The 21,546-nt window shown below is 73.0% G+C and carries 19 protein-coding genes; 8 read left to right on the forward strand and 11 right to left on the reverse strand.

The genetic code is table 11. The features are described from left to right. Nucleotides 1-106 precede the first annotated feature (106 nt). Nucleotides 107-553 carry a YchJ family metal-binding protein gene (locus OYE22_RS00860; protein ID WP_277318571.1) on the forward strand — a complete coding sequence of 149 codons (447 nt, stop codon included), beginning with the start codon at nucleotides 107-109 and terminating at the stop codon, nucleotides 551-553. Between the two features lie 47 nt (nucleotides 554-600). Here OYE22_RS00860 and OYE22_RS00865 read toward each other — a convergent pair whose 3' ends face one another. Both OYE22_RS00865 and OYE22_RS00870 read right to left on the reverse strand, forming a co-directional pair. Then, complete coding sequence (locus tag OYE22_RS00865; protein WP_277318572.1) at nucleotides 601-1,545, reverse strand: SAM-dependent methyltransferase; 945 nt, start codon at nucleotides 1,543-1,545, stop codon at nucleotides 601-603. 2 nt (nucleotides 1,546-1,547) lie between these two features. Then, nucleotides 1,548-2,423 carry a helix-turn-helix transcriptional regulator gene (locus OYE22_RS00870; protein ID WP_277318573.1) on the reverse strand — a complete coding sequence of 292 codons (876 nt, stop codon included), beginning with the start codon at nucleotides 2,421-2,423 and terminating at the stop codon, nucleotides 1,548-1,550. 235 nt (nucleotides 2,424-2,658) lie between these two features. Here OYE22_RS00870 and OYE22_RS00875 point away from each other — a divergent pair, with 235 nt between their 5' ends. Next, nucleotides 2,659-3,288 (forward strand): hypothetical protein, encoded by a 630-nt coding sequence (locus OYE22_RS00875; protein ID WP_176165632.1) that lies wholly within the window; start codon nucleotides 2,659-2,661, stop codon nucleotides 3,286-3,288. Between the two features lie 20 nt (nucleotides 3,289-3,308). On the opposite strand, the gene OYE22_RS00880 is transcribed toward OYE22_RS00875, so the two are convergent. Beyond that, the gene (locus tag OYE22_RS00880; RefSeq protein ID WP_277318574.1) at nucleotides 3,309-4,220 is read right to left on the reverse strand and encodes a LysR family transcriptional regulator; all 912 of its coding nucleotides are present in this window, start codon (nucleotides 4,218-4,220) and stop codon (nucleotides 3,309-3,311) included. A 100-nt stretch (nucleotides 4,221-4,320) separates the two neighbouring features. On the opposite strand from OYE22_RS00880, the gene OYE22_RS00885 reads away from it, so the two are divergent. From OYE22_RS00885 to OYE22_RS00905, 5 genes are all read left to right on the forward strand, one after another. Then, a complete protein-coding gene (locus OYE22_RS00885) occupies nucleotides 4,321-5,610 on the forward strand; it encodes an MFS transporter (protein ID WP_277318575.1) in 1,290 nt (429 codons plus the stop codon). 165 nt (nucleotides 5,611-5,775) lie between these two features. Continuing rightward, nucleotides 5,776-6,714, forward strand: coding sequence for a hypothetical protein (locus tag OYE22_RS33370; RefSeq protein WP_348652172.1), 939 nt, complete (start codon nucleotides 5,776-5,778; stop codon nucleotides 6,712-6,714). 570 nt (nucleotides 6,715-7,284) lie between these two features. Next, nucleotides 7,285-8,241 carry a hypothetical protein gene (locus OYE22_RS00895; RefSeq protein ID WP_277318576.1) on the forward strand — a complete coding sequence of 319 codons (957 nt, stop codon included), beginning with the start codon at nucleotides 7,285-7,287 and terminating at the stop codon, nucleotides 8,239-8,241. A gap of 169 nt (nucleotides 8,242-8,410) precedes the next feature. Next, nucleotides 8,411-9,862 carry an amino acid permease gene (locus tag OYE22_RS00900; protein WP_277318577.1) on the forward strand — a complete coding sequence of 484 codons (1,452 nt, stop codon included), beginning with the start codon at nucleotides 8,411-8,413 and terminating at the stop codon, nucleotides 9,860-9,862. A 61-nt stretch (nucleotides 9,863-9,923) separates the two neighbouring features. After that, nucleotides 9,924-10,850: a GNAT family N-acetyltransferase gene (locus OYE22_RS00905; protein ID WP_277318578.1), complete on the forward strand. Its 927-nt coding sequence runs from the start codon at nucleotides 9,924-9,926 to the stop codon at nucleotides 10,848-10,850. Nucleotides 10,851-10,931: 81 nt separating this feature from the next. Here the strand turns inward: OYE22_RS00905 and OYE22_RS00910 are convergent, their stop codons facing one another. The 6 genes from OYE22_RS00910 to OYE22_RS00935 form a co-directional block, all read right to left on the reverse strand. Next, nucleotides 10,932-11,774 (reverse strand): endonuclease, encoded by an 843-nt coding sequence (locus OYE22_RS00910; RefSeq protein ID WP_277318579.1) that lies wholly within the window; start codon nucleotides 11,772-11,774, stop codon nucleotides 10,932-10,934. 313 nt (nucleotides 11,775-12,087) lie between these two features. After that, nucleotides 12,088-13,551 carry an MATE family efflux transporter gene (locus OYE22_RS00915; RefSeq protein ID WP_277318580.1) on the reverse strand — a complete coding sequence of 488 codons (1,464 nt, stop codon included), beginning with the start codon at nucleotides 13,549-13,551 and terminating at the stop codon, nucleotides 12,088-12,090. Between the two features lie 6 nt (nucleotides 13,552-13,557). Further along, complete coding sequence (locus OYE22_RS00920; RefSeq protein ID WP_277318581.1) at nucleotides 13,558-14,586, reverse strand: cysteine synthase family protein; 1,029 nt, start codon at nucleotides 14,584-14,586, stop codon at nucleotides 13,558-13,560. Between the two features lie 26 nt (nucleotides 14,587-14,612). Further along, nucleotides 14,613-16,073: an alanine racemase gene (locus OYE22_RS00925; RefSeq protein WP_277318582.1), complete on the reverse strand. Its 1,461-nt coding sequence runs from the start codon at nucleotides 16,071-16,073 to the stop codon at nucleotides 14,613-14,615. After that, nucleotides 16,070-17,098 (reverse strand): ornithine cyclodeaminase family protein, encoded by a 1,029-nt coding sequence (locus OYE22_RS00930; protein WP_277318583.1) that lies wholly within the window; start codon nucleotides 17,096-17,098, stop codon nucleotides 16,070-16,072. The genes OYE22_RS00925 and OYE22_RS00930 overlap by 4 nt, the downstream gene beginning before the upstream one ends. Before the next feature lie 228 nt (nucleotides 17,099-17,326). Further along, the gene (locus OYE22_RS00935; protein WP_277318584.1) at nucleotides 17,327-18,319 is read right to left on the reverse strand and encodes a TauD/TfdA family dioxygenase; all 993 of its coding nucleotides are present in this window, start codon (nucleotides 18,317-18,319) and stop codon (nucleotides 17,327-17,329) included. 786 nt (nucleotides 18,320-19,105) lie between these two features. Between OYE22_RS00935 and OYE22_RS00940 the strand changes: the two genes are divergently transcribed. After that, a complete protein-coding gene (locus OYE22_RS00940) occupies nucleotides 19,106-19,873 on the forward strand; it encodes an AfsR/SARP family transcriptional regulator (protein WP_277318585.1) in 768 nt (255 codons plus the stop codon). Between the two features lie 189 nt (nucleotides 19,874-20,062). Here OYE22_RS00940 and OYE22_RS00945 read toward each other — a convergent pair whose 3' ends face one another. Both OYE22_RS00945 and OYE22_RS00950 read right to left on the reverse strand, forming a co-directional pair. Then, complete coding sequence (locus OYE22_RS00945) at nucleotides 20,063-20,278, reverse strand: ferredoxin (RefSeq protein ID WP_277318586.1); 216 nt, start codon at nucleotides 20,276-20,278, stop codon at nucleotides 20,063-20,065. After that, the gene (locus tag OYE22_RS00950) at nucleotides 20,278-21,540 is read right to left on the reverse strand and encodes a cytochrome P450 (RefSeq protein ID WP_277318587.1); all 1,263 of its coding nucleotides are present in this window, start codon (nucleotides 21,538-21,540) and stop codon (nucleotides 20,278-20,280) included. The genes OYE22_RS00945 and OYE22_RS00950 overlap by 1 nt, the downstream gene beginning before the upstream one ends. Between the last annotated feature and the right edge of the window lie 6 nt (nucleotides 21,541-21,546).

Raw genomic sequence — 21,546 nt, forward strand, 5'->3', positions numbered from 1 at the left:
AAGGGACCGGCCCGACCCCCGCGCGGCGCCAGGCGCGGGCTCGCGCTTCGAGTCACCCGCGCCGGGCCGGAGGCGGGCGGGGCGACGGGGCGGCGACAATGGGGGGATGGCCAAGAAGAGCGCGCGCCGGCGACCGGCGACCGGACCGAACACCGAGCCCCGGGTGGGACCCGCGTCCCCGTGCCCCTGCGGGCTGGCCGCCTCCTACGACGCGTGCTGCGGCAGCCTGCACACCGGGCGCACCACGGCCGCCACCGCGGAGCGGCTGATGCGCTCGCGCTACAGCGCGTTCGTCGTGCGCGACGCCGCGTACCTGTTGCGGAGCTGGCACTCCAGCACCCGTCCCGACGACATCAGCTTCGAGCCGGCCCAACGGTGGACCGGCCTGGAGGTCCTGCACACCACGGGGGGCACCGCCTTCCACACCGACGGCACCGTCGAGTTCCGGGCACACTTCACGGTGCGCGGCCACGACCACAGCCAGCACGAGCTGAGCCACTTCGTACGCGAGGACGGGCACTGGGTGTATCTGAGCGCCGCCGAAGACCGCTGACGGCCCACCTCGCCGGCGGGGAGGCCCCGCGAGCGGCCCCCGCGCCGTCAGGGCTTGCGGGCCACCGCGCCGTACATCGACACGTCGGCGTCCGGGACCCGGGCGCCGGCGCCCGGGTCGGGGCGCCAGCGGTGGATCGGCGCCACGCCGGGGTCGACCAGTTCGAGCCCGTCGAAGAAGCGCTCGGCATCGGCTTTGGTGCCCTGCCGCAGGGCGACGCCCGACTGGCGGTAGACCTCGGCCGCGCGGGCCATCCGCGCGGGATCGAAGTCCGTGGTCGCGTAGGACAGCGCCAGGTACGAACCGGCGGGCAGGGGCCGCAGCAGCTCGCGCACGATCGCGTACGGGTCGTGCCCCGGCGGCAGGAAGTGCAGCACGGAGATCAGCGTCAGCGCCACCGGCCGGGTCAGGTCGAGCGTCTCGCGCACCTCCTGGGAGGCCATGATGGCCGCGGGGTCGCGCAGGTCGCCGTGGAGGTAGCTGGTGCGTCCCTGCGGGGTGCTGCGCAGCAGGGCGTGCGCGTGGGCCAGCACGATGGGGTCGTTGTCCACGTAGACGACCCGTGCCTCGGGCACCGCCCCCTGGGCGACCTGGTGCAGGTTGGGCTCGGTGGGGATGCCGGTGCCGATGTCGAGGAACTGGGTGACGCCGGCCGTCCGGGTGAGGTGTTCGACGGCCCGGTGCAGGAAGGCCCGGTTGGTGCGGGCGATCGTACGGGCCGTCGGCAGGACCTCCAGGACGCGCTCGGCCGCTTCCCAGTCGGCCGGGTAGTTGTCCTTGCCGCCGAGGAAGTAGTCGTACATCCGCGCCGCGTGGGCCCGCCCGTAGGTGGCGCCGGGGCCCTGGGGGGCGGGGGCCTTGGGGGGTGGCAGCGGCGCCTGTTCGGTGGCGAGCGCCGACTCCGCCGCGGCGACCGGCGTGGCCTGGTGGCCGGGTGGGGCGGCAGCGGGCGGGGCGTCCTGCTCGGTGGTCCGCGGCGGCTCGTGCGTCACCGTCATCCTCCAGGGCCGTGGGGGGCGTCGCTCCAGTGTGCGTGAAGCTCCCCCAGCCGGTCGCGCGAGGCACTCGCCTGGAGGGCCTGGGCACACAGGTGGTCCAAGGCCGCCTGGTAGCGCGCGACGTGCTCGCGCTTGGTGTCGATGCTCGGCGCGGTGAGCCCGTTCTCGCTGGAGACGATGTCGGGCAGCTCGCGCGCCCGGACCCGGAAGACGGTGAAGGCCCCGGCCCCGGCGGCGACGTGCGGGCCGAGTTCGTACGGCATGAGCTGCAGGGTCACGTGGGGTAGCGCGGAGAGTTCGAGGAGGCGCGCGACCTGGTCGCCCATGACCTTGGGGCCGCCGACCGGCCAGCGCAGCACGGTCTCGTCGAGCACGATCCACAGCCGTGGGGGTTCCGCGCGGCGCAGCAGCGCCTGCCGTCGCATGCGCAGCTCCACGCGGCGCTCGGTGCGCTCCGGGTCGGGCGCGGTGAGCGGGTCGTCGGCGTGCAGCAGGGCCCGGGCGTACTCCTCGGTCTGGAGCAGGTCGGGCACGTGTTGCGGAGCGTAGCCGCGTATGAGCTGGGCGGCCTCGTCGAGCCCGATGCGAGTGCGCAGCCACTCGGGGGCCACGTCCCGGTAGGGGTGCCACCAGCTCGGCTGGCTGGCCTCGTCCGCGAGGCGCTGGACGGCCTCGGCCTTCTCGCGCGCGGTCACGCCGTAGCAGTCGAGGAGCGCCATCAGGGACGCGCGCAGATAGCGCGTGGCCTGGCCGGCCTCCATGCGCCGGATCGTCGCCTCGCTGACTCCCACCGCCTTGGCCGCTTCCAGGTACGACCTGCCCGCGCTCTCGCGGAGCTCCTTGAGCTGGGCTCCCAGGATCTGTCGAAGCACCTCTGGGGGATCGCCGGCGGCCAATCCGTCCCTCCTCGCTGAACTGCAATTTGCAAACTGGACTTGCATTCTGACTTTTTCCCTCACCATAGTGGGTGGTGGTCTGGAGCACACGAGATGGAGACGCACGCACCCGCCAGGCCCCGCGCCCGCCGTTCCGGACGGGCTCACCCACTCACGCGCCTTCCCCCAGCGGCAGTGACCACCCGCCTACGGGAAGGCTCCCGGAGGACACATGGCCCGCTATCCCGCCCGAGAGCGGCTGGCGCATTGGTTCTCGCAGGGCGGCCACCCGCGCCGACCAGCGCTGACCCCCGAACGGGCCGACGCAGCCGAACGGTGGATCAGCGCTTCGCATCCACGCCCCGAACGGCTCGCGGCCGAATGGCAGCGCCCGCCGCGGAACACCGCGCTGGTGCCCGCCGGCTGCGGCTGGGACGCCGTCGCCGTGCCCTGCACGCTGGCCGCGGCGGCCGCCGACGAGCTGACCGCGGAGCAGCGCGCCGACCTGGAGGGCGTACCGCTGCTGTGCGATCTGGACTGCCAGCTCGTCTACATCCCCGTCGCCCTCGGCAGCGCCGACCGCTGGGGCGACCCGGCCGTCACGGTGCTCAGCCACGACGACTGGCTGGTGATGCCCCACCCGCGCCATCCGCCGGCCGGGCACCGTGCCCTGTGGCTCTCGCTGCCGGACGGCAGTGGGCGGCTGGCCGACGTGCGCGTGCTGCGCCTGGCCGTCGCGCAGGCCCGCGCCCGGCAGCGCGCCGCACGCCCGCTGGTACACACGGCCCCCCGCGCCTACGTGCCGCGGGGACCGGTTCCGCCGCAGCGCACCGCCGGCTGCGGCGAACTGGGCTACCGCTAGCGTCCGCGTCCTCGGGGCGCTCACCGGTTGACCAGGGGCCCCAGCTCCTGGGCCAGGGCGATGGTGAGGGCACGGAAGACGCGTACCTCCGGGTTGGTGTCGTTGGACCGGACAGCGAGGCAACTGTTCTCCCACGGCGCGTCGAGTACCGGCACGTACACCGCGCCCGGCCATCCGTAGTACCGCGCGAACGACTTGAGCCCCGAGCCGGCCGCGCGCCCGGTGATGACGCCGGTCAGCACCTCCTGTGGGGTGAGCGCGAAGTCCCTGCTGCGGCGCTGCGCCTCGTCGTTGAAGTAGAGGTAGTCGGCGAAGGGGCGCGGGGTGTGCGACGGCAGCCGGAAGAAGGGCAGGTCCGCGATGTCCGCCACGCGCACGCCGCTGGTGCGGGCGTCCGCCAGCGGTGACGCCTCGGGGACGACCACGATCCGCTGCTCGGTGGTCAGGACGTCGGCCGTGACCCGCTCGTCGTCCGGCATGGGGCGTACGAACGCCACGTCCACGCTGTCCTCGACCAGCGCCGTGACGTGCTCGGTGAAGTCGAGTTGCCGCAGTTCGACGGGGACTTCGGGCCGGGCGCGCCGGTAGGCGTTGATCGCGGCCGGCGTCAGCTCCGCCGAGCCGTGCCCCATGATCCCCACCCGGAGCGGGCGGACGACGTCGGCCTCCTTCTTGTCCTGGACCAGTTCGGCCATGTCGTCCATGGCGGCGTTCGCCGCGGCGAGCAGCCCGCGGGCGTGGCCGACCAGCCGGGCGCCGGCCGGGGTCAGGGAGACCGGGTTGCGGTGCAGCAGCCGGGTGCCCACCTCGCTCTCCAGGCGCCGCACGTGCTGGGTGACGGCGGGTGGGGAGAGAAAGAGCCGAGCCGCGGCCCGCCCGAAATGTCCCTCCTCGACAACCGCCAGGAACGACGACAGCAGGCGAAGGTCCATACCGGCAACCATAGAGAGGTCCCGGTCCGTGCGACGACCCGCCTTCACCATTCGTGAAGGCGGGCGGCGCGAACGCACGCGCACCCGTACAACTGAGCGCATGAGCGCCACCACACATCACGACAAGACGCGCGGCCGATGGCGGTCGCCGCGTCCCGCGCGGCCGGGCCGGGCGCCGCGCTATGGGCTGCGTACGGCCTGGGTCATGATGGCCTCGGGCTGGAGCGCCAACCAGTTCTCCGCGCTGCTCGGCGCCTACCGCTCCAACCTGGGACTGTCCGAGTCCACCGTGACGGGCCTGTTCGCCGTGTACGTCGTCGGCCTGGTGCCGGGGCTGCTCGTCGGCGGGCCGCTCGCCGACCGCCACGGACGCCGTCCGGTGGCGCTGGTCGCGCTGGGGGTGAACCTGGCCTCGTCCGTCTTCCTCATGGTCGGCAGCACCGCGCACTGGCTGTTGTTGCCGGGCCGGTTCCTCACCGGTGTGGGTGCCGGGGCGCTCCTCGCGGCGGGCAGCGCGTGGGTCAAGGAGTTGTCGTCCCCGCCGTTCGTCGCCGACGCGGCGCCGGCCGCTGCGGCCAAACGCGCGGGCCTGTTCGTCTCGGCGGGCTTCGCCTCCGGCGGCCTGGTCGCCTCCGTGATCGCGCAGTGGGCGCCACACCCGCTGGTGACCGCCTACCTGCCGCACCTGGTGCTGGCCAGCGCGGCCGGCCTCGCCGCGCTGCCCGTCCCCGAGTCACGGCAGCCGCGCCCCACGGCCACCGAGCGCGTGCGCCCCTCCGCGACCGCCCCGACCTCCGCCAGCGGGCCAAACGCCCCCGCGCCGTCCGCGTACGGGCGCCGGTTCCTGCGCGCCGTGGTGCCGCTGGCGCCCTGGGTGTTCGCGGCACCCGCCATCGGCTTCGCCACGCTGCCCGGCCTGGTGGACGACGGGCTGTCGGGCTGGCAGACGGTGTACGCGGGCATCATGACGGCCGTCGTACCGGGCGCCGGGCTCGTCGTGCAGCCGCTGGCCCGGCGGTTGGCCGCCCGCAGTCGGCTGGCCACCGCCGCCATCGGGATGCTGGTCACGACGGTGGGCCTGGCGCTGGCGGCGCCGGCCGCCGCCCTGGAGCAACCCGCGCTCGCGCTGGTCTCGGGCGCGCTGCTCGGCGCCGGGTACGGGCTCGCGCTCACCTACGCCCTGACGGAGGTCGCGGCCCTGGCCCCGCCCGACCGGCTGGCGCGGCTCACGGCGTATTTCTGGACCACGGCCTACGTCGGGATGTTCACGCCGTACGTGATCGCGCTGCTGTCCGGCGCGTTCGGGATGACCACGCTGCTGCTGACGGGCGCGGTGCTGGCGGTGGCGACGTGTGTGGGGCTGCTGTGGCTCAACCGCGACGAGGAGTGAGGGGGCCTCAGCGGGCGCGCGGCGGGTGACACAGCCACCGCGGAGGTCGCGGGCGGCGGGACCGGGTCCCGGCGCCCGCGTCGCGTGTGCGGACGGGGGCTAACCCGTGGGCGGTCGGGCCGGCGGCGGTAGTCTTGGCCGGTCCACACACAGAGGAGCCCGCCGATGACCCAGCCTCCCAACGAGCCACCGCACGGCGGCTTCGGCGCGCCCCCTCCCCCGCCACCGGACCCCCGGCAAACCCCTCAACAACCCACCGCGCGACCGCCGCAGCCGGACCCCGCCCACGGCCAACCGCCGGGCGCCCCCGCCTACGGCCAGCCGCCCGGCTACGGCCAGCCACCACAGGGCGGCCCAGCCTCACCGTACGGGCAGCAGCAGCCGGGGCCCTACGGAGCGCCACAGCAGCCGGGCCCGTACGGGCAGCCCCAGCAGGTCCCCGGCCCCTACCAACAGGCGGGCCCCTACGGCGCGCAGCAGCCCACTCCGTACGGGCAACCGCAGCAGCCGTACGGCGGTTATCCGGCGCCGCCGGGTGGTGGGCGCGGCCGGCGCGGGACGGCGCTGGTCGTCGGCGGGGTGGTCGCCGCGCTGCTGGTGATATCCGGTGGCGTCTACCTCGCCACCCGTGATGACGACGGCGACGGGAAGAAGCCGGTCGCGCAGCACAGTACGGGCGCCACGGCGACCGCGACGCCCAGCACGGAGGCGTCCGACACCCCGACCGACGCGCGGCCAAGCGACGACGCCTACCCGAGCCCGAGCGCGTCGGACGTCCCTGACCTCAGCCCGGCGGGCACGGGGATCGAGGGCGTCTGGCGCTCGTCCAGGGACGGCCGGATGCTCGCCATGGCCAAGAGCACCCAGAGCGGTGCGAACCGGGGCGGTGCCGCGCTGGTCAAGGGTGACCTGTCGTGCAAGGGGTTGCGCGAGGAGCGCACGCCGGGGAAGACCTGGCGACTCGCGCTGCTGTGTGAGCGCGGCGGCAAGCAGGACAAGAGCCTCGGCGGCGATGTCACGCTCAACGGCGACACGGTCACGGTGGACTGGGACAGCGAGGCGACCGAGACCTTCGACCGTTTCCAGGACTTGACCGGAAGCTGACGCAACCCGTGGCCACGGCCCGTCGGCGCCCCGTGCGTCGGCGGGCCGTTCCGCTGCCGGTGGCACCGCCACCGCCCCGCCCGGACGCGGCGCCGCGCGGCCTGTTCCCGGGTGTCGCGCCCGGCCCCGGAGGTGGCGGCGCGCGCCGCCCGTTCCCGGCCCGACCTCGCACGGCGGGGGCCGGTCGCGGTTTCCGGCCGCGTCTCCCGGGGCTCGCGACCGTCGGGAACCGGGTATGTGTGGGGGTCCCGGGCGAATGACGGGGCCGTGGCGGTCAAGAGCGCGTAAGACGTGTGGCCTTCAACAAAGCCACACCGTGTCGCATATGCCAAACACATAATTCGCGTCAGCTTATGACGGCTAAGCCGGATCGGCCCATACCAACTGCCCCTCACCGGCCCGTGACTGGCGGGAAACCAGCCCATTCCGGTGACCCGTTTCCGTCCGTTGTGATGCTGAGTAAGGTGTGGCCTCTGTCGCCCACCGAACCGGTGCGATTTCGGGTCCGAATTCGGCGCGAGCGGCGGGGAGCGGGTGGGTGGCGTCGTCGATGAGGAACGGCAGGGGAGCATGTCCGCGGGCGCGTTCGAGGGGCAGTACGTGTGGCATCCGGCGGCCGACGACCGCGAACTCGCCAGCGCCTGTGTGGATGTTCGGGCGGGGCGCTACTGGAGCGCGCGCGAGGTGCTCAGGGACGCCCGTGACGACTTCGGGCTGCGCGCCCACCGCTCGCTCGTCCTGGCCTCCGAGGCGGCCGACTCCGACCTGACGGAGCGCTGGCTGGCCGAGGAGCCCGGGCCCGAGGCGGCGTTACTGTGGGCCCGGGTGGCGGTCTTACGCGCCGCGCGGGCCGCCGTCGGCAACGATCGCAGGGCCATCGCACTGGACCACATCGCCACCGCCGCGTGCGAGCGGGCCGCCGAGATGGCCCCGCACGACCCCACGCCCTGGACCGCCCTCCTGGGCCTCGCCCACCTGCACCGGGCGCGCGACCCGGCACCCCGTGGCCTGCTCACCGCTCCCCCGGGCCCCTGGTACCTGTTCGCCCGCATCCTGCGGCTCGACCCCTGGCACCGCGAGGCCCACCACCGGTTCCTGGCCTTCTTCTTCACCCGCAACGGCGGCTCGGCCAACGCTGCCTGGGACGTGGCGGCCTTCCTCGGGCAACGCGCGCCCGCCTCGTCGGCGCTGCGCCTGTTGCCGCTGGTCACCCTGGCGGAGGGGCACGACCCGGCCTCCCCGCTGGCAGACCGGATCTGGGAGGAACCGCAGTGGCGGACCACCGCCCTCAGCGTCTACCAGTACTGGTTCCCGCACGCGGCGACCTACCGCTTCACGCCCGTCCTCGATCTGGCCTACCTGGCCCACGCGCTCTTCATGGCCGGGCGCGCGTTCGAGGCCCGGGCCGTCTTCACGGCGATGGGGCCCTACGCCTCGCGCCTGCCGTGGAGCCTGTTCGGCGATCCGGAAGCACACCTCACCCGGGCCCGGCGGCACTGTGGCCTGCCGGTGCCCGGCGCGCCCTGAGCGACCCTGGCGCATTCGCCGCGCGGCGCACCACCCACCTTGCGGCGAGGTATTTCTCCTCTCCCCCAGAAAGGTCGCTGTTGTGTCAGAACCCGCGTTTCCCGCTCGTACGAAAACGCACCGCCCGGCACCTTCACAACCCTTTGACGACGATGCGACGTTGCACGCGATGGGATATCCGCGCAAACTGACTCGCCGCTTTCGGGCCTTCGACAACTTCGCTATATCGTTCACCATCATCAACATCATCTCGGGCATCTTCTCGTCATTCGGTTTCGGCATGGCCGCCGGTGGTCCGCGCGTTCTCGTGTTCGGCTGGATCGCGGTTTCCGTCATGGTGCTCTTCGTGGGTGCCTCGATGGCCGAGATCGCCTCCGCCTATCCGACGAGCGGCGCGCTCTACTTCTCCGCGGGGAAGCTCGCCAAGCGCCACCGCGGGGCCTGGTCCTGGTACACGGGCTGGTTGAACTTCGTCGGCCAGGTGGGCGGGACCGCGGCGACCGGGTACGCGGCGGCCACCTTCATCCAGGCGTTCCTGGCGATGCAGTGGCCCTCGTACGAGGTGACGGAGCAGCGCACGGTGTTGATCACCGCCGTCATCCTGTTGGTGCAGGCGCTGGCCAACACGTACACGGTGCACCTCGTGGCCGTCATGAACCGGATCTCGGTGTGGTGGCTGCTGATCGGGATGGTCGTGATCGTCGTCGTCCTCGCGGTGGAGCCCTCGCACCACCAGTCGGCCTCGTTCGTCACGCATTTCGTCAACGACACGGGATTCACCAACGCGCTGTACGGCGGAATGCTCGGCCTGCTGGTGACCAGTTGGACCTTCACCGGATTCGACGGCAGTTTCCACATGTCCGAGGAGACGGTGCAGGCGACCGTCAATGCGCCGCGGGGCATCATGCGGGCCATCGGCTACTCCGCGGTGACCGGCCTGATCCTCATGCTCGCGCTGGTGTACGCGATCCGTGACTACGACAAGGAGGCGGGGGCCGCGGCGCCGCCGGTGCAGATTCTCGTGGACGCGTTGGGCACCGGCACGGCCAAGGTGTTGTTGCTCATCGTGATCGGGGCGATGCTCTTCTGTGGCCTGGCCAACATGACCAGTAACACCCGTCAGATCTTCGCGTTCTCCCGGGACGGCGCGATGCCCGGCTCCCGGTGGTGGCACTCGGTATCGCCGCGCACCCGCACCCCCGTCAAGGCCGTGTGGCTGGCCGCCGCCTGCTCACTGGTCCTCGTCATCCCCGGCTGGTGGTCGCACACCGCCTTCACGGCGGTCGTCAGCGTCAACGTGGTCGGGCTCTTTCTCTCCTACGCGGTGCCGATCTTCCTGCGGCTGCGGCTCGACGACTTCCAGCCCGGGCCCTGGCACCTGGGCCGGTGGGGCAAGGTCGTCGGGCGGGTCGCGGTGACCTGGATCGTGATCAGCAGCGTGCTCTTCATGCTGCCGCACGCCTCCCCCATCACGGCGACTTCCTTCAACTACGCCCCCATCGCCCTCGCCGTGGTGCTACTGATCGCTACGGTGTGGTGGTTCGCCAGTGCCCGCCGCCGCTTCCAGGGCCCGGTCAGCTACGGCCGCCCCGACGAGGTCGCCGCCATGGACCTGATCTGACCCGCCTGACCACCGACCGCCCAGCACGGCCGACTCTCCACGGGAAGGGACACCCAGCACGATGGACCCGCTCAACACAGCATCCCCCGAAGACGCCCAGGGCCCTGGCCAGGTGGGCGCGGCCGCGCCGGCCTCGCCCGACGTCGCCCGACTGAGCGTGGCCAGCGCCTCGTTGGCGGACTGGTACCAGGTGGCCGAGTGGGCGGCGGCCGAGGGGTGGAACCCGGGGCATCGGGACGCGGACTGCTTCCACGCCACCGACCCGGCCGGCTTCTTCATCGGGCGCCTGGCCGGAGAGCTCGTGTCGGCGGTCTCGGTCGTCAACTACTCCGACGCCTACGCCTTCCTCGGCTTCTACCTGGTCCACCCCGACCACCGGGGCCGCGGGCTCGGCCTGGCCACCTGGCGCGCCGCGATGCCGCACGCCGGGAACCGGCTGGTCGGCCTGGACGCGGTGCCCGCGCAGGAGGCCACCTACCAGCGCTCGGGGTTCACCGCCGTGTACCGAACGACCCGCTACGCGGGCGTGCCCGAGCGCGCGGAGGTGCCCGGCGCCGGGGTCGTGCCGGTCGGCCGCGAACACCTCGCGGCGATCACCGGCTACGACCGCAAGTGCTTCCCCACCGAGCGCGGCGCCTTCGTGGAGCGCTGGTTGACCGCCGAAGGGCACGCCGCGTACGTCTGGCTGGACGGCGGGCACGTCGCCGGTTACGGGGTGATCCGGCCCGCCCGCGACGGGTGGCGCGTCGGGCCGCTGTTCGCCGACGGCCGGCGGGGCGCCGAGGCGTTGTTCGACGCGCTCACCTCCCACCTCGCCCCGGGCGAGACGGTCCACGTGGACGTGCCGGACCCGCGGTCGGAGGCCGGCGCGCTGGTTGCCGCCCGTGGCCTGCGGCCGGACTCGACGACCGCCCGGATGTACACCGGGCCGGCGCCACAGACCGCGATGGCCGCTACGTACGCGGTCACCAGCCTCGAACTCGGCTGACCCGCGCCACCACGCGCGAGGCGCCCCGACCGGTGGCCGGGGCGCCCGCCCGCGAAGGGTGCCTGCGCCGGTGCTACCCGGTCACTTCCAGATCTCGTTCACCCACTCGGGGTGGTCGATGAACGGGTTCCGGTTGTGCTGGTACTCGTCGAATATGACCTGGTTGCGCCGCTTCTCGAAGTCGCTCGGGGCGTCCTCGGCGCTCCACTTCCTGAGCACGGAGAGCCGGCCCAGGAACGGGTTGGAGCCGTTGCCCACCTGGTCGTTGACCTCCAGGTCGGCGAAGCCGTCGTCACCCTCGTAGCGCACGGCCATGTAGAAGATCATGCGGGCCACGTCGCCCTTGACCTCGTCGCGCGGCTCGAAGGAGTCCCCGTCGGTGAAGTTGCCCGGCGCCTCGTCGACCTCGCTGCCGCCGAGGTCGAAGTCCTTGTTGCCACGGGTGCTGTTGACCGACACGTCGGTCGGGCGCAGGTGGTGGATGTCGGTGCCAGGGCCGGTGGCGGTACCGAAGTCGCCGTGCGACTTGGCCCACACGTGCTCGCGGTTCCACTGGTCGGCACCGCCGCCGTTGGAGTCCTTGCTCTGCGAGCGACCGGTGTAGAGCAGGATGACGTTGGAGGGGTTGGCCGGGTCCTCGTCGGTGGCCTTGAGCGCGTCCCAGACCTGGCTGTAGGAGAGCTTCTGGGTGTCGCTGCTGATGATCTGGTGCAGCGCCGCCTTGAGGGATTCGCCGGTCTTGCCTATGGCGTCCTCGTAGTACGTGTCGTCGTACGCCCCGTACGCCGTCGTGACCTGCGTGGACTGGCGGTCACCGCGCGTAGAGTCCGCAGCGAGGGCCGGGCTCTGTGCGACGAGGGCCGCGAGGGCCACACCGGTCAGCAGGGGCAGCGTCTGCCAGCGGGTGACTCGGCGGTAGCGCATGGTCGGTGTCCTCTCCCCGGTGCCGGGGCGGCCGCCGCGTCAATCCCGTACGCCGCGTCCACCCAGGCGAACTGTCGTTCGGCCGAGGGCAGCGTGGCACGGGAACGGTCGGGAGAGGTGAACGCCGTGAACCGGTTCGGTGGAGCCCCGCGGGCGGCTCGCTCCGTATGGGGACCTTTGGCGCGACTCGCCTGCCACGCCGCGGACCGCCGACCGTCCGCGACGCACGGCCGCCGCCCGGGCGGGCGACCCGGGCGGCGGCCGCGCGAGGCGGGGACGGCCGGCGACGCGCGGCCCCGAAGTCGGTCGCGGTCTACGTCACTTCGGCCTGGTTGTCAGGAAGGAGCGGTCGCTCGCGGGTGTCCAGGGCGCGGCGGTAGCGGGCCAGCAGCAGGACGGCCGTCGTCGCCAGGCCGACGAGCAGGCCGAGCCAGATGCCGAGGGTCTCCGCGCCGGCTACGTACCCGAGCAGTGCCGCCGCGGGCAGACCCACGAACCAGTAGCCGACGACGGTGATCCGAAAGCCGCTCCTGGTGTCGTCGAGGCCGCGCAGCAGGCCGACCCCGATGTTCTGGGCGCAGTCGAAGAACTGCAGCACCGCGATCACGAACAGCAGGTCGCGCGCGGTGTCCAGGGCCGCGTCGTCGTCGGCCGACCCGGCGTCGAGGAAGGGGCTGAGCACCAGGTCGGGCAGGGTGAGGTAGACGAGCGCGACCACGGTCATCACCGCGCCCGCGCAGCCCAGGGCGGTGTTCTTGAGCCGGCGGGCGGCGGGCGTGTGGCCGAGTGCCAGCTCCCGGCTGACGTTGATGGACGCGGCGTGCGAGAGGCCGACGGCGATCTGGAAGACGATGTAGACGAGTTGGTTGATCGCGGTGTGGGCGGCGAGCGCCGCGCTGCCGAAGCTGCCGGCCATCAGGGTGGTGACGGAGAAGAAGCCCGCCTCGGAGCCGTAGGTCGCCGCGATCGGCACGCCGAGTCCGGTCAGGGTGCGCAGCGTCGCGCGGTCGGCGCCGCGCGTCCGCCAGGTGATCAGTGGGGCCAGTACGGGGTCCCGCTTGGCGGCGGCGAGCAGGGCGAGGCAGGACAGCAGGTGGACGAGGGAGGTGGCCACGCCCACGCCGGTCAGGCCGAGTTCGGGCAGGCCCCAGGTGCCGTGGATGAGCACCCAGTTGAGGCCCGCGTTGACGGCCACCGAGGCGAGGGTGATCCGCAACAGCGCCTGCGGCCTGCGCATCCCGACCGTGAACTGGCGGATGGCCTGGAACCACAGGCAGGGCAGCAGGCCGGGCGCGAGGGCCAGCAGCATGGACTGGGCCCGGTCCACGACCCGCGCGTCCTGCCCGACCCAGGTCAGGCCCTGCCCGATGAGGACCATCAGCAGGGCCCCGGCCACGCCGGCGAGCGTGGCCAGTACCAGGCTGGCCTGGACGATGCGCCGCACCTCGGCCGCTTCGCGCGAGGGTCCCGTACGCGCGGCGCGCGGCGGCCCGGCCGCCTGGTCGCGCTCGCCTCCTGGCTCCCCGACGGCTTCGGCACGGGCCGCGGCGGCGGCGACCTGGTTGCCCACGGAGGTGACCAGGCCGACGCCCATGGTGCGGAGTTGGTTGAAGATCACGATGGCCAGGCCACCAGCGGCCAGGTCCGTCGTGCCGAGCAACCCCATCATCACGGTGTCGGTGGTGGTCAGGGCGACCTGGGCGAGTTGGGTGAGGGCCAGCGGGACGGCGAGCGTGGCCAGGGCCCGGCCGTCCCGGAGCGCGGTGGTCAGCGACATCGCGTATCAGTTCCCGCGGAGCTTGGTGAGGGTGGCGTCGATCTCGTGCTCCACGGCGGGGTCGATGAGGTGTCGGGCGTGCATCCAGTCGTCGTCGAAGACGGTGTCCAGGTACTTCTCGCCGCCGTCGTTGACCAGGGCGACGATAGTCGTGCCGGGCGGTGCGCTGGCCAGATGACCCAGCGCCACGTGCACCACGCCGCCGGCCGAGCCGCCGATGAGCAGTCCGGTCGACCGGGCGACGACGCGCGCGGTGGCGAATGCCTCGACGTCGCCGACCTTGACCCCCTCGTCGATCAGGTCGTAGTCGACGAGCGCGCCGACCTCGGCGCCCTCGGGCGTACCGGTGCCCGACTGGTAGTAGGCGTGGGCCGGTCCGCCGAAGGCGATGGAGCCCTTGGGCTCCACGCCGACGGTGCGGCAGTCGGGCACGGCCGCGCGCAGTTCGCGGGCGGTGCCGCAGAGCGCGCCGCCGGTGCCGACGGCGCCGATCAGCACGTCGATCCTCTCGCCGAGCGCGGCGCGCAGTTCGTGGGCGAGCCGGTGGTAGCCCACCCCGTTGGCCGGGTTGTTGTGCTGTTCGGTGAAGACCGTGTTGTCCTGGCCACGGGCGAGCTCCGCGGCCAACTCCTCGCGGGCGGCGGTGGCGAGTTCCTCGTTCTCCTCGTCCATGACGTAGACGAGTTCGGCGCCCAGCGCCCGCATGCCGCGGAGCTTGTCGGCGCAGGCGTGGCGGTCGACCACCGCGGTGAAGGTGTAGCCGCGCTCCGCGGCCAGCACGGCGAGGCCGAGTCCAGTGTTGCCCGAGGTGGACTCGACGATCCGGCCGCCGGGGCGCAGTTGGCCGCTCTCCTCGGCGGCCAGCACCATCTGCCGCGCCATGCGGATCTTGGCTGTTCCGGTGGGGTTGTACATCTCCAGCTTGAGCAGCAGCCGGCTGTCGGACGCGGTGCGGCACAGCTCGAACAGCGGCGTGTTCCCGATGAGGTCGGAGACGCGGGAGACCACGGCGGGGCGGACGAGTGCCTCGGTCATGAGGGGCTCCTGGAGTTCGGGGTGGGTCAACCGGCCGGGCGGCGATCGAGGCGCCAGCGCGGCGGGCCGTCGGCCGGCTCGATGACGATCTTCGGGGGCAGTGCCAGGTCGTGGAACGGCGACTCGTTGGAGTCCATCTGGTAGCCGGCCGTGTTGCGGTAGACCAGCAGGTCACCGATGGCGGGCCGGTCGGGGAAGACGATCTTGCGCCAGGTCAGCACGTCGGACTCCAGACAGCTCGCGCCCGCGACGCAGGCCGGGTAGGGCCGGCCCCGCACGGCCCGCCCACGGGGGGTGACCAGCGTCGGGTCGGGGGCGAACTCGCTGTTGAACCACTGCTCGGACAGGCTGAGGCTGGTGCCGTCCACGGTGAGGATGCCGTACGCGCCGGTGCTCGCGGACGCCCCGGAGACGTCGGACGGCGCGGGCTCGGTGCCGCCTGGTTCCCCGGTGCCGGCGCCTCGCGGCCCTCGGTCCTTGACGCCCTGGACCCGGAAGACGGTGCAGCCGGCCCGGTCGAGCAGGGCCCGGCCGGGCTCCAGGAGTACGGTGATGCCCGCCTCCCGCAGCAGGCTCGCCACCGTGCTCGGGTGCCCCGGCGGCACGGTGGACAGCAGCGCGCGCAGCGCTTGTGCCCCGGCGACCGGTGAGTGGTACGGGTAGAAGTCGGCCGCGGCGAAGGTCCGGCCGGCGTGGTAGTGCGCGGGTCGCTGGGTGGCGAGGAAGTCCTGCCAGTCGGCGTGCGACAGGTAGTCGACGGCGAAGCCGCCGCCGACGCTGATCCGGTCGGCGGGCAGCCCCAGGCCCCGGGCGCGCCGGCACAGCCCGACCAGCCGGGCGGCCAGGACCGCGCGCGGGCGGATCGCGTAGCCCGACAGGTGGAAGCTGAACCCCTCCATCCGCACCCCGTCGCCCGCCCGGGCGCAGCGGACCAGCGCGGTGTCGAGCTCGGCCTCGGTCATGCCGAAGCGGCTGTCCGGCGCGTCGGGGGGCAGGACGCGCAGCAGGAGGCGGGGGGCGGTGCCGCGCCGCGCGTGGGCGAGCAGGCGGTCGAGCTCGTCCAGGGCGTCCACGGCGATCAGGCACCGGTGGGCGGTCGCCAGGCGGAGCAGCTCGTCAGCCTTGGCGGGCCCGGTGACCACGAGGTCGGGCCCGCGTACGCCGTGACCCAGCGCCTGGCTCAGCTCCCCGACGCTGGCCACGTCGACGCCGACGCCGCCGGCCGCGCAGCGTTCGATCCAGGCGGCGGCCTTGTTGGCCTTCTTCGCGTAGTAGATCGTGCCGCGCACGTCCAGCGCGTCGAGCACGGCGCGGAACGCGGCGACGTTCGCGTCGAACCGGTGCGGCAGCAGGAGGTGGAAGGGGCCGCCGAAGGCGTACGCCAACTCGTGCGGCAGGCCGCTGTCGCACAGCGCGTCGGTCTCGGGGTCGGCGTGGACGGGCAGGGCGGGCGCGTACGCGGCGGGCGTCGGGCGTATCGGGGTCACCGCCACAGCGACACCCGCTCGCCACGGCCCTCGGCTATCGCGAGCTGCGCGAAGCGGTGTCCCAGCGCGATGTCGGTGACGACCAGGCCGCTGTTGTACGCGAAGATCCGCTCCTGCGGCGAGCGGCGGCCGGCCGTGATACCGGCGATGACCGCCGGTAACTCGGTGTCGACGGCGGGCAGGTGGCCCGCCGCGTCGGCCATGTCGGTGCCGGTGACGCGCATCTGGGCCTCGCTGGTGGCGACGATCCGGTCGGCGCGGTGCAGCGTGGAGGGCGCGAGGCCGTGGCCGACGAGGATGGTCAGGGCGCCGGGGCGCAGCCAGCCCGCCTCGACGGCGGCCCGGGTGTGGCCGCCCGCGGTGGCCAGGATGATGTCGGCGTCGCCGGCGGCGGCCCGCAGGTCGGTGACCAACTCGACCTCTCGGCCCGGGAAGTGCGCCCGCAGCTCCTGCCGTACGGCGGCGATGCCCGCCGGGTGGCTGCCGGCCAGCAGCAGCCGGTCGAGCTGGGGCAGCGCGGTGAGCAGGAACGGCAGCGCGAGCCGCCCCTGGGTGCCGGTGCCGATGACCAGGGCGGTGCGCGCGCCGGGCGCGACGCACTCGCGGGCCAGCAGCGCCGAGACGGCCGGGGTGCGCAGCGAGCCGATGCGGGCGCAGTCCATCATCGCCACCGGCAGGCCGCTCACGTCGTCGTAGAGGGTGAGCGTGGTGTAGTAGTGCTGCTCCGCGCGGCCCTTGTCCAGGCCGTGTTTGTACGAGGTCTTGACGGCCACGACGTCGCGCGAGCCGTCGCGCCCGAGCATGGCGTAGGAGACCGAGTGCCCGTCCTCCGGCGTGACGCTGAGCTTGCGCGGGTTGACCGACGCGCCGGCGTGCAGGGTGCGGTAGGCGCCCTCGACGGTGGCTATGACGTCGGCGAGGGATATCTCCAGGCCCGCGAGGTCCGAGGTGCTGAGTACGCGCAGGGTGGTGTCGTCGCCGGCGGTACCGCCCGTGGTGGCGGAGGTCGTGGCGGAGTCGGTCATCGGGTCCCCTGTCTGTTGGTCTGCCGTCCGTTCCGCCGGGGTGGCGGAAAGCATCCGTACGGGGGTTCGTACCCCGCCGGGCGCGGGGTGGCCCGTCACGTGCGCCTTGTCGCCGTTTACGCGCCGCGCGCGCGGGCGCACACCGAACGAGCCGCCCGACAAGTCGGGCGGCTCGGGCATTTGACGCGGTTCATGCGGGCGGGAACGCCCCACGGGGGCCACCGGACACTAGACGGCATGCGCCTCGATGACGGACTGGCCGTACCCGTCCTCGCGATTCTCGGCCACCGGACGGGTACGACGCCCCGGTACGCGCACCGAGGCCCGCTTGAGCCAGCGGTCGGTGCCGTCGTAGCGGGCCCGGAACGGCACCCTGCCGTGCACGACGAGGTCGTTGTCGAGCACGAGCACCTCGCCGGGGTCCAGGCTCACCGCCATCGACACCCGCTCCAACTCGGCCTCAAGGCGCGCATAAGCGGCGCGGTAGGCGTCCCCGGCGCGCTCCAGCGGGGTGTAGGCGGGGTCGAAGCGCAGGGTGAGGCCGCGCTCGCCGCGCCAGAGCGTGGGCACGGCGGGTTGGCTCCCGGAGACGTCGCGGGCCTGGGTGTACGCGTCGTCGGGCAGGATGGGCAGTTCGGCCTCGCACAGGGTCGCGATGTCCGCCTCGGCGAGCCGTACGCGCCGGACGCTGGCCGCGGTGGTGGCGATGTGGTCGTGGTTACGCATGCAGCCGAGCAACAGCAGATGGGCCCGCCCCGGGTGGAACGCGTCCTCGGTGTGCGGGCTGAGCAGGACGTTGCTGCTGGCCCCGGTCTGCTTCTGCTCGTGGCCGGGCGCGGGAACGATGTTGTGGACGAAGCGGCCCTCCTGCTGCCCCTCCCAGGCGATGGGGTTGCCCATCGCGCTGGCGAGCAGGAGTAACACCAGGTCCCAGAGGGCGCCCGAGTCGCCGGCCTTGGCCCAGCTCTCGGGGGTCGCGCCGACCTCGACGTCGTCGACGGGCAGCCCGCGCAGGACGTAGAGCCCGTGATCGGTGTCGACCGGCCGACAGTGGTCCCGGGTGGCCTGGCTGAGGCGGGCCGCGGCACCGGCGACGCGGCGCAGCAGTTCGGGCGAGGTGGCGGAGGTTCCGCAGTCGGCGAGGATTCGCCGCGCGGCCTGGGTGAGTTCGGTGACGGCGGAGTCATCGAGCTGGCGAACGGGTGCGGGTCCCGTGGTCATGGGCAAGGTCGTCCGTTCCGGTGAAGGGATGGGAAGCGGCCCAGGCGTGACACGGCCACCCATGGGCGCACCGAGGCACGACGGCTCCCGACGGACGGGTGAACAGGCCACCAGCAGCCCGTCGTTGGCGTCGTGGAACGCCGAGAACTTACCACCCGACTAAGGTTAGCCAAACCTTAGTCTTCCCTGTGTCACTACATCCCGCTCCACTGGCCTAAAAGCGGAAATCGTCGTGTTGACGTCTCGGCCAACGAGCGGCTATACGGGTGCTGTTGACGCCACGTCACTTGTCGGGCATTGAGCCGGTTGCTCCTCCCCTCCGCACGCGTCACGCCCCCGCCCCTGTCACATCGCGTCACCCACCAACTCGCCTCCCACCCAGGCCACATGCGCCGGCTGGCCGAAAGCCCACGCCCACGGCGCCCGCCAACGACGACCTGTCGCACGCTGGCGCGGTGCACAGCAAGTCACCCCAACGCGCCAACCGGACGCGGTACTTCGCGTTGCCCGAGGGCGCGCCGCCCGCGTTGCCACGCCCTCACGCCCCCCGAGCGCGCGGCGCGCCTGCCCGCGACCCGACGCCCCGAGCCCCGGCGCACGCCGGCGCGACGGGATGGCCACGGCATGCGAATCCGCCCGTGCCCACTCGCCGCGCCGCCCGGAACATATCGATCCGGCAACGATGATCACCATGGGAGGTACCCCCGCGACGCGTCAGCGGTTATGCCACTGGGGCATGTTGCCGGCGCCCCCGATGACCGCGACGGAGGGCATACGGGGAGTCCTATGCGATACGAACTACTGGGCCTTATCCGAGTCATCGGCCCCGAGGACACGTCGTACATCACCGCGCACAAGGCGGAGGTCCTGCTGGCCACGCTCCTCGCCAGGGCCGGCCAGGTGGTCACCGCCGAGCAACTCATCAACGAGATCTGGGGAGACCGAGCCCCCCGCCGCTCCCACGCGGCGCTGCACGTCTACGTCTCCCAGGTGCGCAAGTTCCTGCGCGCCGCCGGGGACAACGGCCAGTCCATCGTCACCCGGCCACTGGGCTACCTTCTGCGCCTTGGCTCCGACGAACTCGACAGCGCCGACTTCCAGCGACTCGTGGACGACGGTCGGGAGCGTGTCCGCCTCGGGCGGCACGAGCAGGCGCTGCGCTGCTTCGAGTCCGCGCTCGCGCTGTGGCGCGGGCCCGCCTTCGACGACGCCCGCGACGGGCCGATCGTCAACGCCTGCGCGACGTGGCTCGAGGAGACCCGGCTGCAGTGTCTGGAGCTGCTCATCGGGGAGTACCTCACGTTGGGGCGCCACCGCGAGATCGTGGGGCAGCTCTACGCGCTGATCAGCGACCATCCGCTACGGGAGACGTTCTACCGCTATCTGATGATGGCGCTGTACCGCTCCGAGCGCCAGGCGGAGGCCCTGATGGTCTACCGGGCCGCCTGCGGGCGGCTGAACGAGGAGCTGGGCCTCGAACCCTGTCGCCCGCTGCGCGACCTCCACCAGGCCATCCTGGCCGGCGACGACCGCCTAAGCGGGCGGCCCATCTGACCGTCGCCGCCCATCGGACCGTTTCCGACCAGGGGCCGGCTGTCCGGGCCGGCCCGTGCGGCCCCACCCGGTACCTCCCGCCGTCGCCGAGCACGTCGCCGAGCGACGGCCCGGCCCGCCCGGCCAGCCACGCGATCGGCGTGCGGGCGGCCGGCCCGCGCGGGTGCGCGAGCCAGCCGCCCACGGTCGTCATCCCTCCGTCGGGTCGTCCGCGTCCTCGACCGAGATCACCCGTGCCGGGCAGTTACGGACGGCGTCCTGCACCGCCTCGTACTGCCCTTCGTCCGGCACCTCGCGCAACACGACGACGACGCCGTCGTCCTCCCGCTGGTCGAACACGGCGGGCGCCAGGTAGGCGCACATGCCCGACGCCACGCACGCGTCCCCGTCGACCCGGACCTTCATCAGCCCCGCCCCCTCTCCCGCGGCAGAACCTTGTCCCAGGTCACCGGCACGGCCGCGGGGCCGATCACCGGCGTGTTCTTCTTGAACGGCACTTCTTCCACGGCGCTGGCCAGGCGCAGGGACGGAATGCGACGGGTGAGTTTCTCCAGCACCACCGACAGCTCCAGGCGGGCGGTCTGCTGCCCGAAGCACTGGTGCGTTCCGTAGCCGAAGCCGAGGTGGCCACTCATCCGGCGCCCCACGTCGATCCTGTCGGGGTCCTCGAACTCCGCGGGGTCCCGGTCGGCGGCCTGGATGGCCACCACCACGTAGTCGCCCGCGCGTACCGGCGTGCCACCGATCTCGGTGTCCCGCGTGACCTGACGCGCGATGCCGGCCGCGCCCCCGAAGCAGCGCACGATCTCCTCCACCGCGCTGGGGATGAGTGAAGGATCGGTCCGCAACCGTTCGTACTGCTCGCGGTAGGCGAGGAGCGCGAACATGCCGTGGGCCAGGGCGGTGGCGGTGGTGTCGAACCCCGCCACCAGCATCACCGCGCACATCGACACCAACTCCGCCTCGGTGAAGGGTTCGTTGGCCGCCTCGCTGCGGGCGATGATCCGGCTGACCCCGTCGTCCTGCGGGTCCTCGCGGCGCGAGCGCACCAGTTGGTAGAGGTAGGTGTGCAGCGGCCGCATCGCCGCCGCCATCTCCGGCTCGGACGTGACGTCGCTGAAGACCGCGGCCGCCGCGTGGTGGAACAGGTGTCGGTCGGCGTACGGCACGCCGACCACGCCGCTGATCGCCGCGGTCGTGACGGGGACCGTGAAGTCCCCGTAGAAGTCGGCCCCCGGGCCGCCCGCGGCCAGCGCGTCGATCCGTTCGTCGACGATGGCCTCCACCCGCGGGCGCAGCTCCGCCAGCCGCTTGGGGGTGCCGACCTCGGGGCCGATGTGGCGGCGGAAGCGCTGGTACTCGGCCCCGTCCATGCGGGTGAACTCGCCCGGGCGCACCGGGCGTCCCGGGTCGGCGTGTCCCATCATGTGCGGCACCTGCCCGGTGCGGCTGCTGAACCGCTCCGCGTCGCCGAGCACCTCGCGCACGTCCGCGTAGCGGCTGACCAGCCAGGCCCGCATGCCGGTGGGGCACCTGACCTGGACGACGGGCGCCTCGACGCGCAGCCGGGCGAAGTCGGGCGACGGCCCGAAGGGACACTCGCCGGGCCGGGGTAGCGGCAGGTCCATCAGGTCCCGCGGGTCGACGACGTCGGTACGTTGTTCCATCGGTTC

This window comes from Streptomyces sp. 71268 (assembly GCF_029392895.1).
Classification (GTDB): Bacteria; Actinomycetota; Actinomycetes; order Streptomycetales; family Streptomycetaceae; genus Streptomyces.